This window comes from Nitrobacter sp. TKz-YC01 (assembly GCF_047824785.1).
Classification (GTDB): domain Bacteria; phylum Pseudomonadota; class Alphaproteobacteria; order Rhizobiales; family Xanthobacteraceae; genus Nitrobacter.
Genome location: NZ_CP181167.1, coordinates 1,213,318 through 1,230,171, shown reverse-complemented (window position 1 = coordinate 1,230,171; position 16,854 = coordinate 1,213,318). Strand labels below are relative to the sequence as shown.

The following is a 16,854-nucleotide window of genomic DNA, read 5'->3' as shown; positions in this document are numbered from 1 at the left end:
TCCGTTATCGTCTACCTCTCGCAATCAAACGATTCGGAGGAGCTGTCATGCGGCAATACGTCGGGCTAGATGTCTCGCAGAGAGAGACTGCGGTTTGCGTAGTCAATGAGACGGGTGAAGCAATTTTTGAAGGAAAGGCCAAGTCTCATCCTGGAGATCTGTCAAAGTTACTTCGTAAACATGCGCCACTGGCGGAGCGTATCGGCTTTGAGACGGGCGCAATGGCGAGCTGGCTTTGGCATGAGCTTCGTAGGGTCGAACTCCCCGTCGTTTGCATCGATGCAAGGCATGCACACGCAGCACTATCGGTCCGCATGAACAAAAGCGATCAGAACGATGCTCGGGGCCTTGCCGAACTGGTGCGGGTTGGTTGGTTTCGAGAAGTCAAAATCAAGAGTGAGAAGAGCCAGAAGGTTCGAGCTATCCTCGTGGCGCGATTCCGCCTTGTGTCCATACGCCGGGATATCGAGAACCAGGTCCGCAGTCTGATCAAGGAGTGTGGGTTGCTATTCCCTCGCGCCATTGGCCAACAGTTCCGTAACCAGGTTGGCGAGCTATTGGGCGAAGATCATCAACTCCTCAGCGTGATCGCGCCGCTCTTGTCGATTCATGAACTCATCTGCCAGCAGCAAAGCAAATTTGACGACGAGGTCCGCCGATTGGCGAAGTCGGACGAGACGACGCGTCGCCTGATGACAGTTCCTGGTGTCGGCGTGGTCACCGCCTTGACGTTCCGCCATACGATCGATGACCCGTCTCGCTTCCGATCGGCCTCGACAGTCGGCGCCTATCTCGGCCTCACACCTCGGCGCAACCAATCTGGTGAGACTGACACTAGTGGCAAGATATCCCGATGGGGCGACAGGCTCCTCCGAACGTACCTTTACGAGGCGGCGACCGTTCTGCTTTATCGAACAAAGAAATGGTCCTCCCTCAAAGCCTGGGGTATGAAACTTGCGAAGCGGATCGGCATGAAAAAGGCAAAGGTTGCTATCGCCCGCAAGATCGCTGTCATCCTCCACTGCATCTGGGTCGACGGCACATCATTCGACTGGGGCAACGCGCCGGCCTGACCTTATTTTGCAAGTTCCTGGCCCGGTCCGCCGGGCTGGCGATGTCCCGCTGGGACGGTGGTCGTGGTGACCTCGGTCAATCGGCTGGTGGCGGCTCGTCCGCACCCCGTTGCAAACGATGAGGCGCCCGATCCGGACATCATCATGAGGCGCTTGCGACCTCGGAAAGGACCATGACCCCAGCGACGGGCAACTGATCGCATTGAAGCCAGGTGACAGCTAATCGGCCCACTATACGAGTTGGCTATCGATCCACCAGCCGCGCTCGCCCCGTCTGCGCAACCCGGACCTGCTCCGTCGGGCCGAGCGTTACCACTTTGCCGAATGGCTTCAAAAAGAGAGTTGACAACAACCCGCAATTAAAGGGCCGATTGACACCCGCGTTCGCCGCACTCCGACCCCATGGTCGAACGCTGAGATTGGCGTCCGGGTACTCCAAAGTCGGCAATCCGCTTACGGCCGGACAGCATCAGAGGACTCCCGCGATATCGGTGCGCGCGAAATCCTCACCCACATAGAGCAAGAGGCACCCATGCTCCTTGGCGACCTCATAAGCGAAGCAGTCCCCGAAATTCAGCGCCGCCGGATGCACACCTTTGCCCCAGCTTTCGTAAGCATGCGCGATGCGCCGCGCCGATGCCGGCGTCACGCTGACGATTTCGAAGCCGAGCCCTTCGATGAGGCGCTCCATCTCCTCGCCGACATTTCGTCGAGCGGCGACAATCAACGCCTCTGCCACCGTGCCAGCGGAGATCAGGAGATCGCCATCGGCCTCCAGTGCTGCGACGCAGGCATCCGCGCCCGGCTCATTGAGCACGATCGCCATCAGAGCCGACGTATCGATCACCATCATTTGGGTAGGCCGTCATCGCCATAGAGGAAGTCCTGGCTGCGCGCCGCGCTCAGCCCGGCTGCGGCCTTGGCGGCGGCGGATGCCCGCACAGCTTCAAGTAGCGTCCGACGGGATGTCCGGTCCGTCGCCGCCTTGATCGGCACTAGCCGCACGGCAGGATGGCCATGCCGCGTCAAGATGACGTCATCCCCCGCCTCGGCTCGCCGAACTAGCTCTGTCAACTGCCCTTTAGCTTCTGTCACAGACACTTGCATGGCTCACTCCAATACGGACCATGTAGCGGTCCAATCCTATTTGTGTATTTAGACTATTTCATGGTCCACATCAATGCCGTTGCTTATGATCACCCTCGATGAACTTTGCGGCGATTGCGATCTCCGAAAAACGCTTCACGGCAAACGGCCGCGATCGCAAGGATAGGAAAACGTTCTTACGGTTTCATGGGGTTAGAAATCAATTTCAAACGCTGATCGGGAGGGCTAGAGAAGATGTCGTACCCATCGGCATCCTGCATGCCCCGCCAGCCTCCTCAAATAAGCTATTGTTATTTCTTATCAATTTGCGAGATAAGATCGCGCGGCCCTATTATGAGCCCCAGCAATGGCTAAGGCCATCAGAGCCAACCAGGAATTCTTCGACTTGCTTGCGGGCGACATCTTCGCGCGTCTCTACACGCATTTCCCTGAGCCAATCGACATCTACCCCAACGGAATTTGGTACAACGAGGAGTTCGAAGAATCTGAGCTATTTGACGATGCTGATCGCATCATGAATCTTTATGCTCATACGGTGCAATGGCTGTCGGACGAGGGCTTTCTCCGTTTCGGTCAAGCGACCGGAGAGAGCAGCGATGGTGACGAAGCCTTCTTTGATTGCGTTTTGACATCCAAGGGTTAGCGGCGTTGCGAAAGACCCCTGGTTCTCTTGTCGGCCCCGGAGAAACGCTCGGCGGTAAGATAGAAGCGGTCGCCAAAGACATCGGATCCGATGCTGCCAAGGCCACCATGAAGCAACTGGTCGGCGCAGCCCTCGGCTGGATCGCTCGAAGCGTAACCGGAATTTAGCCAACCAAGGTAGGGCCAGCCACGCTCACCATCGCCGCGTCGACCTAGGTGTTTAGTCCCGGCATTTGCTGGAGCGGGTTAAGTCTGAATCGTTCTGGTTGGGAAGTCCAGCACTTGCAGATGTATTCGTAAGGTGTGAGACCCTTCAGGGTCTTCAGCCGCCGAGCGTAGTTGTAGGCGGTAATGAAGTCGGCAAGGTGAGCTTCGAGCTGATCGTGTCGGTCGTAGTGGTAGCGCTTGACGGTTGCTTCCTTGATCGTTCGGTTCATGCGTTTGAGGTGGTGCCGGTTTCTGAGACAGGGGCATAAGGTGGATCGCCCGATGAAAAGGACGATCCGGTATGAAGACACGCAGACGATTTACGGCTGAGTTCAAGGCCAAGGTTGCGCTTGAGGCGATCCGTGGCGAGCGGACGATTTCGGAACTGGCGACAAAGCACCAGCTTCATCCGAACCAGATTACGCAGTGGAAACGGCAGGCCATCGAGAACCTGGCCAAGACGTTCGACGACAAGGCTGCTGATGCGCAGGTCGGCCGGGAAGCCGAGGTGACCAAGCTGCACGCCAAGATTGGCCAGCTTGTCGTTGAGCGGGATTTTTTGGCCAAGGCCTTCGATCGCTGAGCCTGGATCGGAGGAGAATGATGATTGACCCCGATCACAACCGGCTCTCGATCCGCCGCCAGTGCGAACTGGTCTCGATCTCGCGGGCGTCGTTCTACCGACAAGCTCGCGTTCCAGCTTTTCAAAGAGAGGCGCGTACGCCGGACCGTCCCGCTCAATCAGATAAGCCAACAAGGCAAGAGCACGCTTAGCTTGGCGCGATTCGGAAGAGCTGTAAAATTACAAAACGTCCAACAAAAGCTCCCCGATCTGTGGGCATCAGCGACGCCACGTTGACCCTGGTCAGACACGCAGCGCGGATACCGAGGCCTTCGCAAAGAGCAGCTGCGACTTCAATCGCTTAGGTGGACTAAGCCGGCATCCTACAAATGCCGGCCTCGCCATCGACCGAACACGGCGCTCGACCTCGATTTCCAACGCGTTGGCCCGTGCGCGGAGCACCGACACTGTTTCAGCCTAACGGAACATGCACTCTAGTCCGGAATTGTCGGAGGATACGCCGGGCAAGCGGCCAAGAAGAGGATGATAAAATGCGAAGCATGCTTTTGATCGTCTCGCTCCTGTTTACAACCACGTATTGTTTTGCTCAGGGAGCTCAACATATGGGCACTCCGCAAGAGCAGAAAGCATGCTCCCGAGACGCCTCGCGCTTTTGCAGAAAGCAGCTGGGTGATGACATGGCCGTACAACAATGCCTTCAGCAGCATCGGGCGAAGCTTAGCCGGAAATGTCAGAAAGTCTTTCAAAGCCACGGAATGTGAGATCTCAACTTCCTGATCACTGCTTCAGCAGTTCCATATGACGCACGGCTCGGGCCCGAATGCCCAACGTGTGTCTTCTAGCTACTCAATTGAGATAGCCTCTCTATGATCCTCAGACACGCATGCCTGGCCCATTGAACTGTGGAACCTTCCTAAACGGGTAGCGGCGGGCAGAGAGTGACAAAGCCTGTTGAGACACATCGCTGCCATCGCTTGCCTTTTCGGAACGGCTTTGCGATTGGCCTTGGCCTTTGTCGCGAGATAGATCAAATCGATATTGTCGAAGGCTTCGATCCAGGCCAGCCCACGGCCGGGCCAAAATGGATGTGCCAGCAATAAGATCACTGACGCCCTGAATTCCGGCCGCCGTCAACGCGCGTTCATTGCCAGGACCTGAAATGATCACTGAGGATATCCGCAAGCCGGCATCCTTCGGCGTTTTTGTCATCCGATCATCCAGCGTGGACATGCAGACGTTTGCGCCATTAGGCTCCGTAAAAGAATTCAAGTATGGAACCCAGCTTTCGGCGCGGCCAGAGTGGTAGGCGAGGTTCGGCGTGCTGATCTTCGCTTCGCAGTTTCACGTCATGGTCGATGACATTCCGCCCGGCACGGACAGGGAGTTTGGCGGCGTCATCAATCTGTGGCTCATTCCGGAAGCAGTTTTCAAAGGCGTCACCGAACCTGCGCATCAGCCCGCTGCCGTCATCGGCCTCCTAACGATCGCGATCCTCTCCTTATGGGCGGCCCTCGCCTCAAAAGCGCTAAGGCTCGTGCCGGCCGCGCTGCTTGGCGTCGTCGCCGCCACGGCGGCGGCGTCCTCATTCGATCTCGACGTGAGGAACGTGCCTGTGCCGGAGCGTCTGCTCGACGCGGCGCGCGCGCCACACCTTGCCGATCTCGACGCCCTGCGCGACATCGGCGTATGGCTCGCCGGTCTGTCCCTTGCCTTCGTCGCCAGCGCCGAATCGCTGCTTACGGCCACGGCCGCGGACTCCCTCCAGCGCCATGCCGAGCGCACGGGTTACAACCGAGAAATTATCGCGCAGGGGACCGGCAATATCCTGTGCGGTCTCCTGAACGTCCTGCCGGTCACCGGCGTGATCGTGCGCACCTCCGCCAACGTCATGGCGGGCGCGCGCACGCGCCTTTCGAGTTTTCTGCATGGCGCCTGGATACTGCTCTTCGTGCTGCTGCTGCCGCAACTCCTCAGCATGATTCCCGTCGCCGCTCTCGCCGCCATGCTCGTCTACACCGGGGCGAAGCTCGTGAAAGTGGATGTCGCCAAAGACCTCTGGCGGCAGGATCGTATCGAAGCCGTCGTCTTCGGCGTCACCTTCGCAGGCATCGTCGGATTCGATCTCCTCACAGGCATCCTGCTCGGCCTCGGCGCGTCGCTGGCCAGGCTTGTTTACACTTTCTCCCATCTCGCCATTCGGATCGAAAAGGATGACGATTCAAAGTTCGTGCATATGTTCCTCGACGGCGCCGCGACGTTCATCCGCCTGCCGAGGTTCGCGAGTGCTCTGGAAGAGATTCCGCCAGGTTATGACGCGCACATCCATCTGGGCCGGCTTACCTATATCGATCACGCCTGTCTGACGATGCTCATAGAATGGGGCAAGAATTTCGAAGCCGCGGGCGGTCGTCTCCATCTCGACCGGGACATATTGCACCGCCTCTTCGACGAACAGGCATCGCGCTCGGCGAATACGACCTGAGCATGGCGCGCTTTCCGGTGCGGCGCGCCGCCACGCTCTCGGCCGGTGCGGCCCCGGCCCGCGAGTATTCGGTATAAGTCGCGGGCAGCTCGTTGCCTTGCGACGAACGCCGACTTCGGCAAACGATCCGCCGTCGGCATGGTGGCCGGGCGGGCGGTAGGAATGTGCAACCTCCTGTTCGATGACGATGGAATGTCGACTCTGTTCGGCGGCTGTTCGGGGCGATCAATACCAGGTCGGTAATCTGTCATCCCTACCCGGCGTCTTTCCCGACTGCCGGCGCCGGCCGTGCACAACCACAGCGAGGGTGAGCGCGAAATTGTCATGGCGCGCTGGGATATGCCGTCATCGTAATTCACGCTGATGGAATCGACCACGAAGCGCGCGGCAAAGCTGGAGGCCAAAAGCCAGGCCGTCGAGTTCAAGGAGCTGCTGCGGTCGAGCCGGACAGTGGCGTGGCCGGCATTCGCAATGCATCGAGCAAGCATTGGCAGCGATGCCTCGGCCCCGATAGCCGGAGCCTGGTGCCGTTCACATCGTCTTCTGAATACGATCCGATGGACGACAAGAAGGTGCCGGTCTGGTTCGCCCCCGACGAGTGCCGCCCGCTCCTGGCCTTTGCCGGATCTGGGCGAACTGGACGTGCGCGCGCAAGACAAGGAAGACGGGATCACCGCGGACGTCTTTGGCTTCCTGACCTGCCAACCGAACGCCGGAGTTGGCAAGGTACTAGCGACGGACGGGGGGCTAATGTTGCGAACGACGCTCAGCACATTATATAATGACAAACTGCTTTTGATGGTCAGGGCAGCGATGGCATTTGTTTTTTTAGTTTTTGGCCAAGGCGCGTTTAGTCGCGAGGACCATATCGCGAGCCTTGTTCTGTCCGGTCATGACAAAGATTCTATAATCGGATCTAAATACGGACTTTATACGAAGAAAAGAATTCCCGGCGTTCTCCTGCGGCTGATATTCCCGATGTGTCTGTTTGCAGGTACCGCTTTTGTCGGTGCGACATGAGCGCTTTCCCGCAACGCCTGATCGACGGCTATCGCGCCTTCATCACACAACGGCTACCGATCGAGCAATCACGCTATCGCGCGCTGTCCGAACGCGGGCAGTCACCTGAGACGATGGTGGTCGGCTGCTGCGATTCGCGCGTTTCCCCGGAAGTAATTTTCGATGCCAAGCCCGGCGAACTGTTTGTCGTGCGCAACATCGCCAACCTGGTGCCGATCTATCAGCCCGACGCCAACGCTCATGGTATCTCGGCCGCGCTGGAATTCGGGGTGGAAGTGCTCAAGGTGAAGCACATCGTGATTCTCGGTCACGCGCAATGCAGCGGCATTGGCGCCATCATCAAAAAGGCCGCGGCGCTGTCGTCTGGCGACTTCATCGGCCGGTGGATGGCGATGGTCATCAAGCCCGGCGAGGTCATCGAGCAGCGCGAACGGGAGACGATGAAAGAATTCACTACCCGCATCGAAAAGGCGGCGGTATTCCGCAGCATCGAAAACCTGATGACCTTTCCCTTCGTGCAGAGATCCGTGGAGAGCGGGCATCTTCGGCTGCATGGCGCCTATTTCGGCATCGCCGAGGGTTCGCTCTACGCGCTCGATCGGGAGACCAAGGAGTTCCGCCGCGTCGGGGACAACAACCTCGTCTGACGTCTGATGGCGGGAAGCCGGGAAGACCCGCATGAAGGCGGGCAAACTAGAACTTAGCCCTGCTCGGGATGCTCTACTGAAAAAATCGAGCAAACGGAAAACGCAGCCTGGTATGACGCATGGTCGAGATCGTCAGGATTGGAGCTAGGTGCCGTCATGCTTCACTCACCTAGATGCCGTAATGGGCCGGCCTTCGCGAGCCTAGCCAGGTCAGGTGACTGTCCCTCAGAATGATGATGTTGAAACGAAGTCCGAGTGATCGGCTCCAGGCATCAAGTGAGGAACAGCCATGAACTATTATGCGGGGATCGACGTGTCTTTGAAAGAGAGCCGCATCTGCGTTGTTGACGAGACTGGCAACGTCGTCCGCGAGGTCAAGGTTGGTAGCGAGACTGACGTGCTTATCGGCTATTTCGACGAGCTGGAATTACCTGTCAGCCGCATTGGGCTCGAGGCTGGGCCGTTGTCGCGGTGGCTGCATGCCGGGCATTTGGCAGCCGGGCGCGATGTAGTTTTGCTCGAGACACGGCATGTGAAAGCAGCACTCTCGGCCATGACCGTCAAGACCGACCGGAAGGATGCGCGCGGGATCGCTCAGTTACTGCCGATGGGCTGGTACCGTCCGGTTCACGCGAAATCGGTGCCCTGCAAGGATACCCGGGCTCTGCTTGTTGGACGAAAACTTATGCAGCGCAAGCTTCTCGACGTCGAACTGAGCATCCGCGGCATCCTGCGTGGCTACGGGCTGAAGGTCGACGAAGTGAGCCGTGGACGGTTTGAAGCGCGCATTCGGGAATTGACAGCGGAGCATGTGACCCTGGAAATGGTGATTGGCGCGATGCTCGCTGCGAGAACGGCGTTGTGGAACGAGCTCACCAGGTTGCATCGTGAGATGTTGAAGATCGCGCGGGCCGACAAGGTTTGTCGGCGATTGATGAGCACCCCTGGCGTCGGCGCTTTAGTCGCCCTGACATATCGCTCGGCGGTGGATGATCCATCGCGATTCGGAAAATCCAGTATGATCGGCGCCTACTTCGGGCTCACGCCAAAAAAATATCAGTCGGGTGAGATCGACCGGGACGGAGGCGTCAGCAAGGTCGGCGACGCCATGGTGCGGACCGCGCTCTTTGAAGCGGCGCATATCATGCTGACGCGTGCGACACGCTTCTCGGGCCTGAAGCACTGGGCACTCGAGGTTGCGCGACGTCGGGGCATGAAGCGCGCCAAAGTGGCCCTTGCTCGCAAGTTGGGCGTTGTGCTGCATCGCATGTGGGTGGACGCGACCGGGTTCCGCTGGAGCAAGGCCGCTGCGGCCGCATAGGAGATAGAGAGGGTTCGGAACGAGCCGGAAACGGTACGTTCTCCTGAGGTCCCGTCGCCGGGACGAGGGCTTGGCAAGGTCGGAAGTAGTGCTGTGAATGCTGCGGCAGATCACGCGTCCTAGATTGACCTGCCGGCTCTGGATCTGATGGCATGGTGTGGCGGTCTTCGTGCCGACCACGGACAGAAGCATGATCCTGGCGATGAGATTTGTTCAGAGGGATTTGACGAACAAAGGCCCATTACAGAAGCATTACTTTGGCAGATTTATTCACGTTGTTGCCGTTTGCCGATTTGTTTTCTGCAGTATGGGCATCACTGATTTGCTGGTCGAAGAATGAGCTCGACGATGGCGTGGTGCACGGCCGGCAAACTCGGCTGTGGCGGTGGGCCGTTGATCCTTTTTTTCCGGGCCGCTGTGGCGATGCGGCGGTGCTGTAAAAAAGCGTAAGCGATCATGGTCATGCGAGCATGACGGTGAAGGCCGTGCCAGGACCGGCCCTCGAAGTGATCAAGTCCGAGCTCCTCTTTCAACTGCTGATGCGCTTGCTCGCAGATCCAACGCGCTTTGACGGCTGCAGCCAACTGTCGCAGGTTCGTCCGGGCTGGCAGGTTGGCCAGATAGTACTTCTTCTCCCCCGAGCTGCGATGCTCACCGATCAGCCAGGCCTCCTCGCCGGGAAGATGTTGTTGGCCCTTGTCCTTGATTCGTTGTGGCGGCCCATCGGCGATCCGCACGCGAACAGCGGCAAAACGTTCTTACGGTTTCATGGGGTTAGAGATTAATTTGCGTTGATTGGGAGGGCTATATCCAGCCGAGCAGCGTGGCGACGTCTGGCGCCATGCCGGGATTTTGGGGAAAGGCCGCTGGATCGTCAGCAGGCTGTCGATCGATCACGCTCAGCCGCGTGTCGATCGTGGTGCCGTGCCTGGCATAGACGACACCGTCGATCGCAGCCGAGAAGACGACGCGGCCATGTTCCTGCAACTGCACGAACGCATCCCGCCATGCCGGATTGTCGGCGGTGAAGCTCGCGCCCGTGATCGCAACCAGGCGTCCGCCGTCGAGCAGGCGTGCCAGCGCCGATGCGACGTGCCGCAGGGTCGTATCCGCCATGCGGCGATCGACATGCGCCAGCGCCGAAAACGGCGGGTTCATCAGAACCACATTCGGCACGATGCCCGGATCGAGATGATCGTGAATGTTCGCCGCATCGAACCGTGTCGCCGTGCGACCGAAGAACAGGCGGTCGAGGATGCCGGCGCGGGTGTCGGAGAGTTCGTTGAGGACAAGTGGAGCCCCGGCGAGCTCGGCGAAGATCGCGAGCAGCCCGGCGCCAGCGGACGGCTCCAGCACCACATCGGCCGGTGTGATCGCGGCCGCGATGCCGGCGGCGTATCCCAGCCCGATCGGCGTCGAGAACTGCTGAAGCGCCTCGCTTTCCTCGGAGCGCCGCGTGTTGGTGGGAAGCAATGCCGTGATCTTCGCGAGCATCGGCAGTATCGCGGCCGGCGACGCCGCCTTGGCCCGGATAGCCGGGCCGAACTTGCGCAGGAACAGGACCGTCGCCGCCTCGCAGGCGTCGTAAGCAGTCTTCCAGGTCCACGCGCCATCGGCGTCGGACGCGCCGAACGCGCCGAACGCGATTTCCATGACGGTGCGCAGCATCGCCGCATCGATGCGCCGGCCGCGCTCGAGATGGGGAAGGAGAAGCCGAGCGGCCTCGACGATGACGGGAGCCGGATCAACGGCAATACGGAGAGATGCGGCGGCGGCCGCGGACACGAGCGGAAGATACATGAAGGAAGCCTCGGGAGAGCGGGGACAGATCGGCCGCCCGGACGCCCGGACGCTCTCTCGACCCGCGACGGCTCACATCCGTCCCGGCCCGCCTCTCCCTCTCATGTCCTCACATGCTCGAAAGGCTCGACCTCGGAAGACTTAACCAGAGTATGCCAAATCTGGCATAACTCGATGATGAAGGAAGTGAGGGGCACGGTAGCAGCCGATCCGATGTCGAAGCATTTCCTGCGGGCGTGCGGCGAGAGGCCGGGTATCAACTGTTCCAGGTCCAGATTGGCGAAGATCCGTCGGACTGGAAACCGATGCCATCCATCGGTTCCGGCGTTCGCGAGATCAGGATACGTCAGACGTCCGGTGCATTCCGGATCATCTACCTGACAACCATCGGCGACGTCGTGCATATACTGCACACATTTCAGAAGAAGACTTAGGCGACGGCCAAGCGGGATATCGACCTCGCCAAGGCACGGCTTAAACAGATCAGGTGACGACGATGGCAAAATCCGTATTCCACGACCTCTTTCCCGCCGAGGAAGCCGCGGAGCTTGAGATGCGGGCAAAGCTCTTGTCCGGCATAAACAAGTGGCTGAAGAAGTCGGGACTGACGCAGAGTGAAGCGGCCGATCACCTCGGCATCACCCAGGCCAGGGTGTCCGAGATCAAGAACGGCAAGATCGACCGTTTTAGCCTGAGCATGTTGGTGCGGCTGGCGCAACGTGCCGGCTTGCGCCCCGGCATCAAGTTGCAGAAAGCGGCGTGAGCACCCGACGCGGGAAGCGAGTGCCGGTCAGATCGGGTCGATCAAGCGGTAGGTGCGGCGCTTGACGCTCGTGATGCGATAGAGCCCGCCGATCTCCGTCGAGCGAAACAGCGCCGTGCGATGACTGCGCGGATTATTGGCGACGACCTCGAAACGATCGAGCGTGCGGCCATCGCAGAACAACACATGTTGTTCAAACACAATTGTTTGCCCCGGACGTGGCGATGACTTCCGCGCAATCGCGCGTTGTGCTGCTGCATTCTGCCGACAGCGCGCGCGCCACTCGATGGCGTATTGGCTATCCGTCGGCGTCAGAAGATCGAGGATCGGCTGGGGACATTCGGACTCGCATGGCCCCATCGATTCCCCCATGTCTTTGTAGCCGAAAATGTAGCCTTCGCGGTCTCGCGGATTGTAGCGAACGAGACAAACGATACCGACGATCGAGCGCTCGCCTGTTGTGAGGCGGGCGTAGACTGTCTTGACCTTGAGTGTCTTCATGAAGCTCTCCGTCTTGGCGTTGTCGTAGGGGTTTCCGCGCCGGCTCATCAAGCCGACCAAGTCAAGTCATGGGCCGCCAGCAGTTCCTGATAGATGTTCGCCTGCGAGCATGCTTATTCCTCACGAGTCGTCTATGTGTGAGGTTGGTCATGGCAGCGGGCACGCGCTGCGACGGGGAATTGGAATGATGAATCGATTGACGTTGGCGCGATCTGCAGTCGCAATGCACCATTGGGGACGCTCGGTTGTTGTGATGTTCGCGGCGATGGCCGCGTTGATTGCACCGATTGTCGAAGCCACAGCGAAGAAACAGGCGCGACGCGTACAACCCGTTGAAACGACGGCGCCACGCGAGGCAGGCGAGCCAATCATGGCAATCGTATCGATCAAGAACCAGCAGGTCACGTTCTATGACGCCGAGGGCTGGATCCTGCGCGCGCCGGTATCGACCGGCATCAAGGGGCGTGAGACGCCGGCCGGTGTCTTCGCCATCCTGGAGAAGGACAAGGACCACCGCTCGACGATGTATGACGATGCCTGGATGCCGAACATGCAGCGCATCACCTGGAACGGCCTCGCATTGCATGGCGGGCCATTGCCCGGCTATGCGGCCTCACACGGCTGCGTGCGAATGCCCTATGGCTTTGCGGAGAAGCTGTTCGACAAGACGCGGATCGGGATGCGCGTGATCATCTCGCCTGTCGATGCGGTTCCGGTCAACTTTTCTCACCCGACGCTATCGCACTTTGTACCGAAAGCGGAAATCATCGCAGATGCTCCGGCAAATGCCGAGAGGCTCGCACGTGAAGCCGAGGAGGCTGCCAAGGCGGCCGACGAGGCCAAAAAGACTGCGGTCGCAGCCGCCCGCGAGTCGGCGCCGCTCGCAGCGTCTCTGCGTAAGTTGGAGCGGTTCAAAGCCCGAGCTGACGCCGAGCGCGTATCCGCCAACAAGGCGCTGGCCGCGGCCAGGACCGATCAAGCCAAAGCGAAGGCTGAGGACCGTAAGCAAAAGGCCGTTGCCAAAGCGGCGGAACTGGAGACCCTGTTAGACACAGCCAAGGCAGACGCGAAATCAAAGTTCGGCGCCGCCAGCACCGCAAAGGAAGCAGCCAAGGCGGCTCAGACAAAAAAGGGCGACCTCGCCAAGGCGACTCTCGATGCGAAGCTCGCGCTCGAGCCGTTCTCGATCTACATCAGCCGCGCGACGCAAACGCTTTATGTTCGGCGCAACACACATAAGCCGGCGCCGGACGGAGGCGGCGAGGTGTTCGATGCGACGATCGAGGTCTCCGTCACGATCCGCGATCCCGGCAAACCACTCGGCACGCATGTGTTCACGGCGGTGGCGCGCAACGACGCGGGCCTGCGCTGGACCGCTGTCACGATCGAAGATGGGGATGACGCCAAAAACGCGCTTGGCCGTATCACCATCCCGAAGGAAGTCCTCGATCGCATTGCGCCTGCCGCATTGCCGCGATCCTCAATCGTCGTCTCCGACGAGCCGCTGAGTGAGGAGACCAATTATCGCACCGAGTTTGTTGCGGTGCTGAGCGACCAGCCCCAGGGCGGCTTCATCACCCGCAAGCCGAGCAAGGTTCTCGTGGCCGACGAGACCGGCTTGGATTACGGTAACCCGCAGGGAAACGACGGCTTTGGTTTCTTTTTCCAGCGTAGCCCGAATCCTTACCCGAGCAATACGCGCAGGGGTGGCGGTCAATTCTTTCCTCCGATGCAACGAAGCTGGTGGTAAATACGGTATTCTGCGTATTGGCACCAGTGGTGCGCTTTGGGTTGATTGTGTTGAAGATGTCGCCTTTATAGCGTTTTCGAGCGAACCGTATTCCATCCAAATGGACGTCCTTTTTGCCGTCCAATCCCATCCCGAACGTGCGCTCAATTCGAAGGAAGCTTCGCATCTTCAATTCGATCACGACACCAGGGGATCAAATGAGCGCCTACTGCCGATTGTGTCTCGATGACTGTGAATTGGCCGGGAGGGGTGTTGCGAGGCGGGCGTCATTGACGATTATTGCCTTGATGCGCTCAAGATTATCTGGTGTGGCGCAGGAAAAGGAAAAACTTGCAACGGCAACATGAAAACTAGGAGACTGGGAACATGAACGAAAATCGCTACTACGGAGTGCGAGTCGAAGGAGCAAAATACGGCGTGGGTTTTGGTTCCGCTCTTGCTATCGCGATATCATACACCGCCAACCATTCGATACTTTGGGCAATCATCCATGGCATTTTAGGTTGGCTGTACGTGATTTACTTTGCACTGTTTCGATCCTAGTCACGGTGCATTGGATCAATCGTTTTTTTGATCCAATCATATCGTACGACGGAATCCCGTCGGAGACATTCTGCGCCGCAGGCACTGCGACGCTATTGGTCATGACTTTTTAGCAAAGAGACGAAAGCACACACCTTACATTTGGAGGTCAGTTGAATCAAAAGGGCAATTGGTTGACCGGGCTCCACAGAGGAGCCCGACTGGAATGTCAGTTCAGGGATTGTATACCTGACGATTTCCCTTGGTGCTGGTCAGACGAAGGCTTCGGGTGCCGACGGTCGATATCCGCCGGGGTGACTGAAGCATCCTGAGGGACAGCAAATAACGCGGCGGCCAGACGATCGGAAATCTTGTCGGCGGCCTGCTTAACAGGATCAGATGCAAGATGAGCGTAACGGGCCGTCGTCTGAACTTGCGTATGTCCAAGCAGCTTGCCGATCATGGACAGCCCTTCACCGATCTGAAGACCACCCGAAGCGAAGGTATGTCGCAGGTCATGAATACGAACATCATCGAGCAGGGCTTCCGAACGTATCCTCCACCATGGATGCTGAAGATCGGTCAGGTGTTGTTTCTTCTTCTTGCCGACAATCACATAGGGATTGTCATCGATGCGCCTTAGCGCCTTCAATACCGCGACCGCGGCGTTGCCGAGGTGGACTGTTTTTGCACCCGTCTTGCTGTCGGGTAGGGAACGCCTTAGCAGAAATCCTGTCATAGAGTTCCAGATCAAGCCGCGTCTCCCGGAATAGGATTTTCAGCAATTCGGGGCGTTGACGTACATCTGGCTTGTCACGATTTCAGCATTTGCGGCGTCAATTCGCCAAGCGCCGCTTTGATTCAACGGGCCTTCAAGATGAGGCTTGTGAAGCGGAACCCAGCACCGACCGATGGTACGGTGTTGCATGCGAAGAGGAGGCAAAAAGGAGCGGTGATCTCCGGCCAAACCCTCGTGCGGCGCAACTCTGTGCCGTTCACGATTCCTGTCACATCGAGAGCGCCGAACAACGCATTGCACGCTTCCGGCATGGTTTCGCCGCGCTGAAACAGAAGGCGGGCATGCAAAGCAAAGGCGATCTGGTCATCGGCAGCGATGGTGCACACGGTTTCGTGTAGCATGTCGCGATCGGCAAGAAAACTGACAAATAGAGCGCGCCCGACGAGCGAGATGGCATCGCCGTCGGCTACCGCCAAGTGCGCCAACTCATCGAGGGCGCTGGTCAGAAGTCTGTGGATGACGTCGCTGATCCAGCGTCGATTGGCAGGCGTTTGAGGCCGGAGGTTTCCGAGATGGGGAATGACGATCCGCCGATCGTCATTTGCTTTTCCGATCGATACGCGCGCTTGAGCGGCGTCTCCCTCCAGACCGACTTGGTATATCATCATGCCGCCAGACGTCACGACCGCGAGGTAAGGAGCATCGCCGCGCATCGCCACCAAGCGGCGGATCCGGCTTAGTCGTTGCGGGTTGCCATCGAGCAATGTCCCATCGACCAGGAATAGTAGTGGCCTATGGGCGCGCTGGATATGTCCTCAACCCTCAATCTACCTGTGGCCGGGATCGTCACACTATTGAGTGACCGAACTGACGACACCGTGCCAAATTTGGTCTTTCAGCGCGATCAGCGGTGGCGGCGGTATAGTAACCGGCGGCTCTGCTCGCCTGATGCCATCCACGGACAGACTGGCAATGTAAATCTCCCCATCCGTATAATATGGATCACCCTCGCCGTTTCGGCTGAACAGCGTGGGGCCCCTTCCGGAAACGTGGAAGAAGCTTTGAACCATGCCCGCTTCCTGCAAATCCTGCATCAGGAGATCACGTTCGGCATCAATGTTTGGCGCGATGTGATGGGTTACCTGACCGGTGTCATGGCTCAGGCCGACTCCGCGATCGAAGGTTATTGAGCCCAGCCATACCGGGCGGCCATCTGTTCCGTTCTCAAGGACCTGCCAGAAGCGGACGTGATGCCGGCGGTCCGCGCTCCCGCCATCAGGTTTTTCGAACGAGAATTGTTCTTTTCGTCCTTCGTAATAAAGTGGACTAACAGGCGCATTTCGATAGGGCCTACCAAGTATTACGCTTCCAACGATCTCGATGCTCGTACGGAACGTGATCGGATCGGCGGAAAACCAGCCCGCTTCGTGCATGGTACGGAGTACTTCTTCCTTCCGTCCGACGAGCCCGACATTGATGGCATCACCTGGGATGCCTTCAGCAGTTCGCGTCACCATGGGCAGGAAGGCAAGGCCAGGCTCGTGCTCGTGATGGGTCCACAAGGCGGGCAACACGATATAGGCAAGCATCAAGTAGGCAACGAGCACGCCAACCAAAACAATCCACCGTCGCCGATCTGCAAATGGCTTCATGCGCTGCTGTCGTAGGAACTACTGCGAGCCCGGAACCTCATCATC

At 58.7% G+C, this 16,854-nt stretch carries 19 protein-coding genes and 4 pseudogenes; 13 read left to right on the top strand and 10 right to left on the bottom strand.

Annotated elements, in window-relative coordinates:
* Window positions 1-47 precede the first annotated feature (47 nt).
* Window positions 48-1,073, top strand: a complete 1,026-nt coding sequence (locus ACMYR2_RS05895) for an IS110 family transposase (RefSeq protein ID WP_416192988.1) — start codon at window positions 48-50, stop codon at window positions 1,071-1,073.
* 469 nt (window positions 1,074-1,542) lie between these two features.
* On the opposite strand, the gene ACMYR2_RS05890 is transcribed toward ACMYR2_RS05895, so the two are convergent.
* Window positions 1,543-1,926, bottom strand: a complete 384-nt coding sequence (locus tag ACMYR2_RS05890) for a type II toxin-antitoxin system VapC family toxin (RefSeq protein ID WP_416193853.1) — start codon at window positions 1,924-1,926, stop codon at window positions 1,543-1,545.
* Complete coding sequence (locus ACMYR2_RS05885) at window positions 1,923-2,180, bottom strand: type II toxin-antitoxin system Phd/YefM family antitoxin (RefSeq protein ID WP_416193852.1); 258 nt, start codon at window positions 2,178-2,180, stop codon at window positions 1,923-1,925. Before ACMYR2_RS05885 ends, ACMYR2_RS05890 begins: the two co-directional genes overlap by 4 nt.
* Before the next feature lie 346 nt (window positions 2,181-2,526).
* Between ACMYR2_RS05885 and ACMYR2_RS05880 the strand changes: the two genes are divergently transcribed.
* On the top strand, window positions 2,527-2,823 hold the full coding sequence (locus ACMYR2_RS05880; protein ID WP_416193851.1) for a hypothetical protein: 297 nt from the start codon (window positions 2,527-2,529) through the stop codon (window positions 2,821-2,823).
* Between the two features lie 5 nt (window positions 2,824-2,828).
* Window positions 2,829-2,990, top strand: a complete 162-nt coding sequence (locus ACMYR2_RS05875) for a hypothetical protein (protein ID WP_416193850.1) — start codon at window positions 2,829-2,831, stop codon at window positions 2,988-2,990.
* Window positions 2,991-3,034: 44 nt separating this feature from the next.
* Here ACMYR2_RS05875 and ACMYR2_RS05870 read toward each other — a convergent pair.
* Window positions 3,035-3,268: pseudogene (locus ACMYR2_RS05870) on the bottom strand (IS3 family transposase); the annotation flags it as partial.
* 62 nt (window positions 3,269-3,330) lie between these two features.
* Here ACMYR2_RS05870 and ACMYR2_RS05865 point away from each other — a divergent pair.
* Window positions 3,331-3,722 (top strand): annotated as a pseudogene (locus tag ACMYR2_RS05865) (transposase); the annotation flags it as partial.
* A gap of 420 nt (window positions 3,723-4,142) precedes the next feature.
* Complete coding sequence (locus tag ACMYR2_RS05860; protein ID WP_416193849.1) at window positions 4,143-4,373, top strand: hypothetical protein; 231 nt, start codon at window positions 4,143-4,145, stop codon at window positions 4,371-4,373.
* A 112-nt stretch (window positions 4,374-4,485) separates the two neighbouring features.
* On the opposite strand, the gene ACMYR2_RS05855 is transcribed toward ACMYR2_RS05860, so the two are convergent.
* Window positions 4,486-4,842 (bottom strand): hypothetical protein, encoded by a 357-nt coding sequence (locus ACMYR2_RS05855; protein ID WP_347265327.1) that lies wholly within the window; start codon window positions 4,840-4,842, stop codon window positions 4,486-4,488.
* 88 nt (window positions 4,843-4,930) lie between these two features.
* On the opposite strand from ACMYR2_RS05855, the gene ACMYR2_RS05850 reads away from it, so the two are divergent.
* The 4 genes from ACMYR2_RS05850 (at window position 4,931) to ACMYR2_RS05835 (ending at window position 9,082) form a co-directional block, all read left to right on the top strand.
* Window positions 4,931-6,094 (top strand): SulP family inorganic anion transporter, encoded by a 1,164-nt coding sequence (locus ACMYR2_RS05850; RefSeq protein WP_416193848.1) that lies wholly within the window; start codon window positions 4,931-4,933, stop codon window positions 6,092-6,094.
* Window positions 6,095-6,457: 363 nt separating this feature from the next.
* Window positions 6,458-7,114: a hypothetical protein gene (locus tag ACMYR2_RS05845; protein ID WP_347265329.1), complete on the top strand. Its 657-nt coding sequence runs from the start codon at window positions 6,458-6,460 to the stop codon at window positions 7,112-7,114.
* Window positions 7,111-7,761: a carbonic anhydrase gene (locus ACMYR2_RS05840; protein WP_347265330.1), complete on the top strand. Its 651-nt coding sequence runs from the start codon at window positions 7,111-7,113 to the stop codon at window positions 7,759-7,761. The genes ACMYR2_RS05845 and ACMYR2_RS05840 overlap by 4 nt, the downstream gene beginning before the upstream one ends.
* A gap of 289 nt (window positions 7,762-8,050) precedes the next feature.
* Window positions 8,051-9,082 (top strand): IS110 family transposase, encoded by a 1,032-nt coding sequence (locus ACMYR2_RS05835; protein WP_416193847.1) that lies wholly within the window; start codon window positions 8,051-8,053, stop codon window positions 9,080-9,082.
* 270 nt (window positions 9,083-9,352) lie between these two features.
* On the opposite strand, the pseudogene ACMYR2_RS05830 reads toward ACMYR2_RS05835, so the two are convergent.
* Together ACMYR2_RS05830 and ACMYR2_RS05825 are read right to left on the bottom strand one after the other, a co-directional pair.
* Window positions 9,353-9,837 (bottom strand): annotated as a pseudogene (locus ACMYR2_RS05830) (transposase); the annotation flags it as partial.
* Between the two features lie 52 nt (window positions 9,838-9,889).
* A pseudogene (locus ACMYR2_RS05825) lies at window positions 9,890-10,882 on the bottom strand (methylase); the annotation flags it as partial.
* 236 nt (window positions 10,883-11,118) lie between these two features.
* Here ACMYR2_RS05825 and ACMYR2_RS05820 point away from each other — a divergent pair.
* Window positions 11,119-11,316, top strand: coding sequence for a type II toxin-antitoxin system RelE/ParE family toxin (locus tag ACMYR2_RS05820; RefSeq protein ID WP_347265276.1), 198 nt, complete (start codon window positions 11,119-11,121; stop codon window positions 11,314-11,316).
* A 62-nt stretch (window positions 11,317-11,378) separates the two neighbouring features.
* Window positions 11,379-11,645, top strand: coding sequence for a helix-turn-helix transcriptional regulator (locus ACMYR2_RS05815; RefSeq protein ID WP_347265275.1), 267 nt, complete (start codon window positions 11,379-11,381; stop codon window positions 11,643-11,645).
* 27 nt (window positions 11,646-11,672) lie between these two features.
* On the opposite strand, the gene ACMYR2_RS05810 is transcribed toward ACMYR2_RS05815, so the two are convergent.
* Window positions 11,673-12,005 carry a DUF6927 domain-containing protein gene (locus ACMYR2_RS05810; protein ID WP_416194066.1) on the bottom strand — a complete coding sequence of 111 codons (333 nt, stop codon included), beginning with the start codon at window positions 12,003-12,005 and terminating at the stop codon, window positions 11,673-11,675.
* 325 nt (window positions 12,006-12,330) lie between these two features.
* Here ACMYR2_RS05810 and ACMYR2_RS05805 point away from each other — a divergent pair, with 325 nt between their 5' ends.
* A complete protein-coding gene (locus tag ACMYR2_RS05805) occupies window positions 12,331-13,896 on the top strand; it encodes a L,D-transpeptidase (RefSeq protein ID WP_416193846.1) in 1,566 nt (521 codons plus the stop codon).
* Window positions 13,897-14,262: 366 nt separating this feature from the next.
* The gene (locus ACMYR2_RS05800; RefSeq protein WP_416193845.1) at window positions 14,263-14,439 is read left to right on the top strand and encodes a hypothetical protein; all 177 of its coding nucleotides are present in this window, start codon (window positions 14,263-14,265) and stop codon (window positions 14,437-14,439) included.
* A 208-nt stretch (window positions 14,440-14,647) separates the two neighbouring features.
* Here ACMYR2_RS05800 and ACMYR2_RS05795 read toward each other — a convergent pair whose 3' ends face one another.
* The 3 genes from ACMYR2_RS05795 to ACMYR2_RS05785 form a co-directional block, all read right to left on the bottom strand.
* Window positions 14,648-15,172, bottom strand: coding sequence for a tyrosine-type recombinase/integrase (locus ACMYR2_RS05795; RefSeq protein WP_416193844.1), 525 nt, complete (start codon window positions 15,170-15,172; stop codon window positions 14,648-14,650).
* Between the two features lie 107 nt (window positions 15,173-15,279).
* A complete protein-coding gene (locus ACMYR2_RS05790) occupies window positions 15,280-15,921 on the bottom strand; it encodes a hypothetical protein (protein ID WP_416193843.1) in 642 nt (213 codons plus the stop codon).
* An 87-nt stretch (window positions 15,922-16,008) separates the two neighbouring features.
* Complete coding sequence (locus tag ACMYR2_RS05785; protein WP_347265392.1) at window positions 16,009-16,809, bottom strand: LssY C-terminal domain-containing protein; 801 nt, start codon at window positions 16,807-16,809, stop codon at window positions 16,009-16,011.
* Window positions 16,810-16,854 lie beyond the last annotated feature (45 nt).

Excerpts from the sequence above, each read along its gene's own strand:
- ACMYR2_RS05805 (WP_416193846.1), top strand. The coding sequence starts at position 12,331 with ATGATGAATCGATTGACGTTGGCGCGATCTGCAGTCGCAATGCACCAT.
- ACMYR2_RS05815 (WP_347265275.1), top strand. The coding sequence starts at position 11,379 with ATGGCAAAATCCGTATTCCACGACCTCTTTCCCGCCGAGGAAGCCGCG.
- ACMYR2_RS05845 (WP_347265329.1), top strand. The coding sequence starts at position 6,458 with ATGGAATCGACCACGAAGCGCGCGGCAAAGCTGGAGGCCAAAAGCCAG.
- ACMYR2_RS05890 (WP_416193853.1), bottom strand. The coding sequence starts at position 1,926 with ATGATGGTGATCGATACGTCGGCTCTGATGGCGATCGTGCTCAATGAG.
- ACMYR2_RS05880 (WP_416193851.1), top strand. The coding sequence starts at position 2,527 with ATGGCTAAGGCCATCAGAGCCAACCAGGAATTCTTCGACTTGCTTGCG.
- ACMYR2_RS05810 (WP_416194066.1), bottom strand. The coding sequence starts at position 12,005 with ATGGGGCCATGCGAGTCCGAATGTCCCCAGCCGATCCTCGATCTTCTG.
- ACMYR2_RS05785 (WP_347265392.1), bottom strand. The coding sequence starts at position 16,809 with ATGAAGCCATTTGCAGATCGGCGACGGTGGATTGTTTTGGTTGGCGTG.
- ACMYR2_RS05860 (WP_416193849.1), top strand. The coding sequence starts at position 4,143 with ATGCGAAGCATGCTTTTGATCGTCTCGCTCCTGTTTACAACCACGTAT.
- ACMYR2_RS05885 (WP_416193852.1), bottom strand. The coding sequence starts at position 2,180 with ATGCAAGTGTCTGTGACAGAAGCTAAAGGGCAGTTGACAGAGCTAGTT.
- ACMYR2_RS05840 (WP_347265330.1), top strand. The coding sequence starts at position 7,111 with ATGAGCGCTTTCCCGCAACGCCTGATCGACGGCTATCGCGCCTTCATC.
- ACMYR2_RS05895 (WP_416192988.1), top strand. The coding sequence starts at position 48 with ATGCGGCAATACGTCGGGCTAGATGTCTCGCAGAGAGAGACTGCGGTT.
- ACMYR2_RS05855 (WP_347265327.1), bottom strand. The coding sequence starts at position 4,842 with ATGTCCACGCTGGATGATCGGATGACAAAAACGCCGAAGGATGCCGGC.
- ACMYR2_RS05800 (WP_416193845.1), top strand. The coding sequence starts at position 14,263 with ATGAACGAAAATCGCTACTACGGAGTGCGAGTCGAAGGAGCAAAATAC.
- ACMYR2_RS05835 (WP_416193847.1), top strand. The coding sequence starts at position 8,051 with ATGAACTATTATGCGGGGATCGACGTGTCTTTGAAAGAGAGCCGCATC.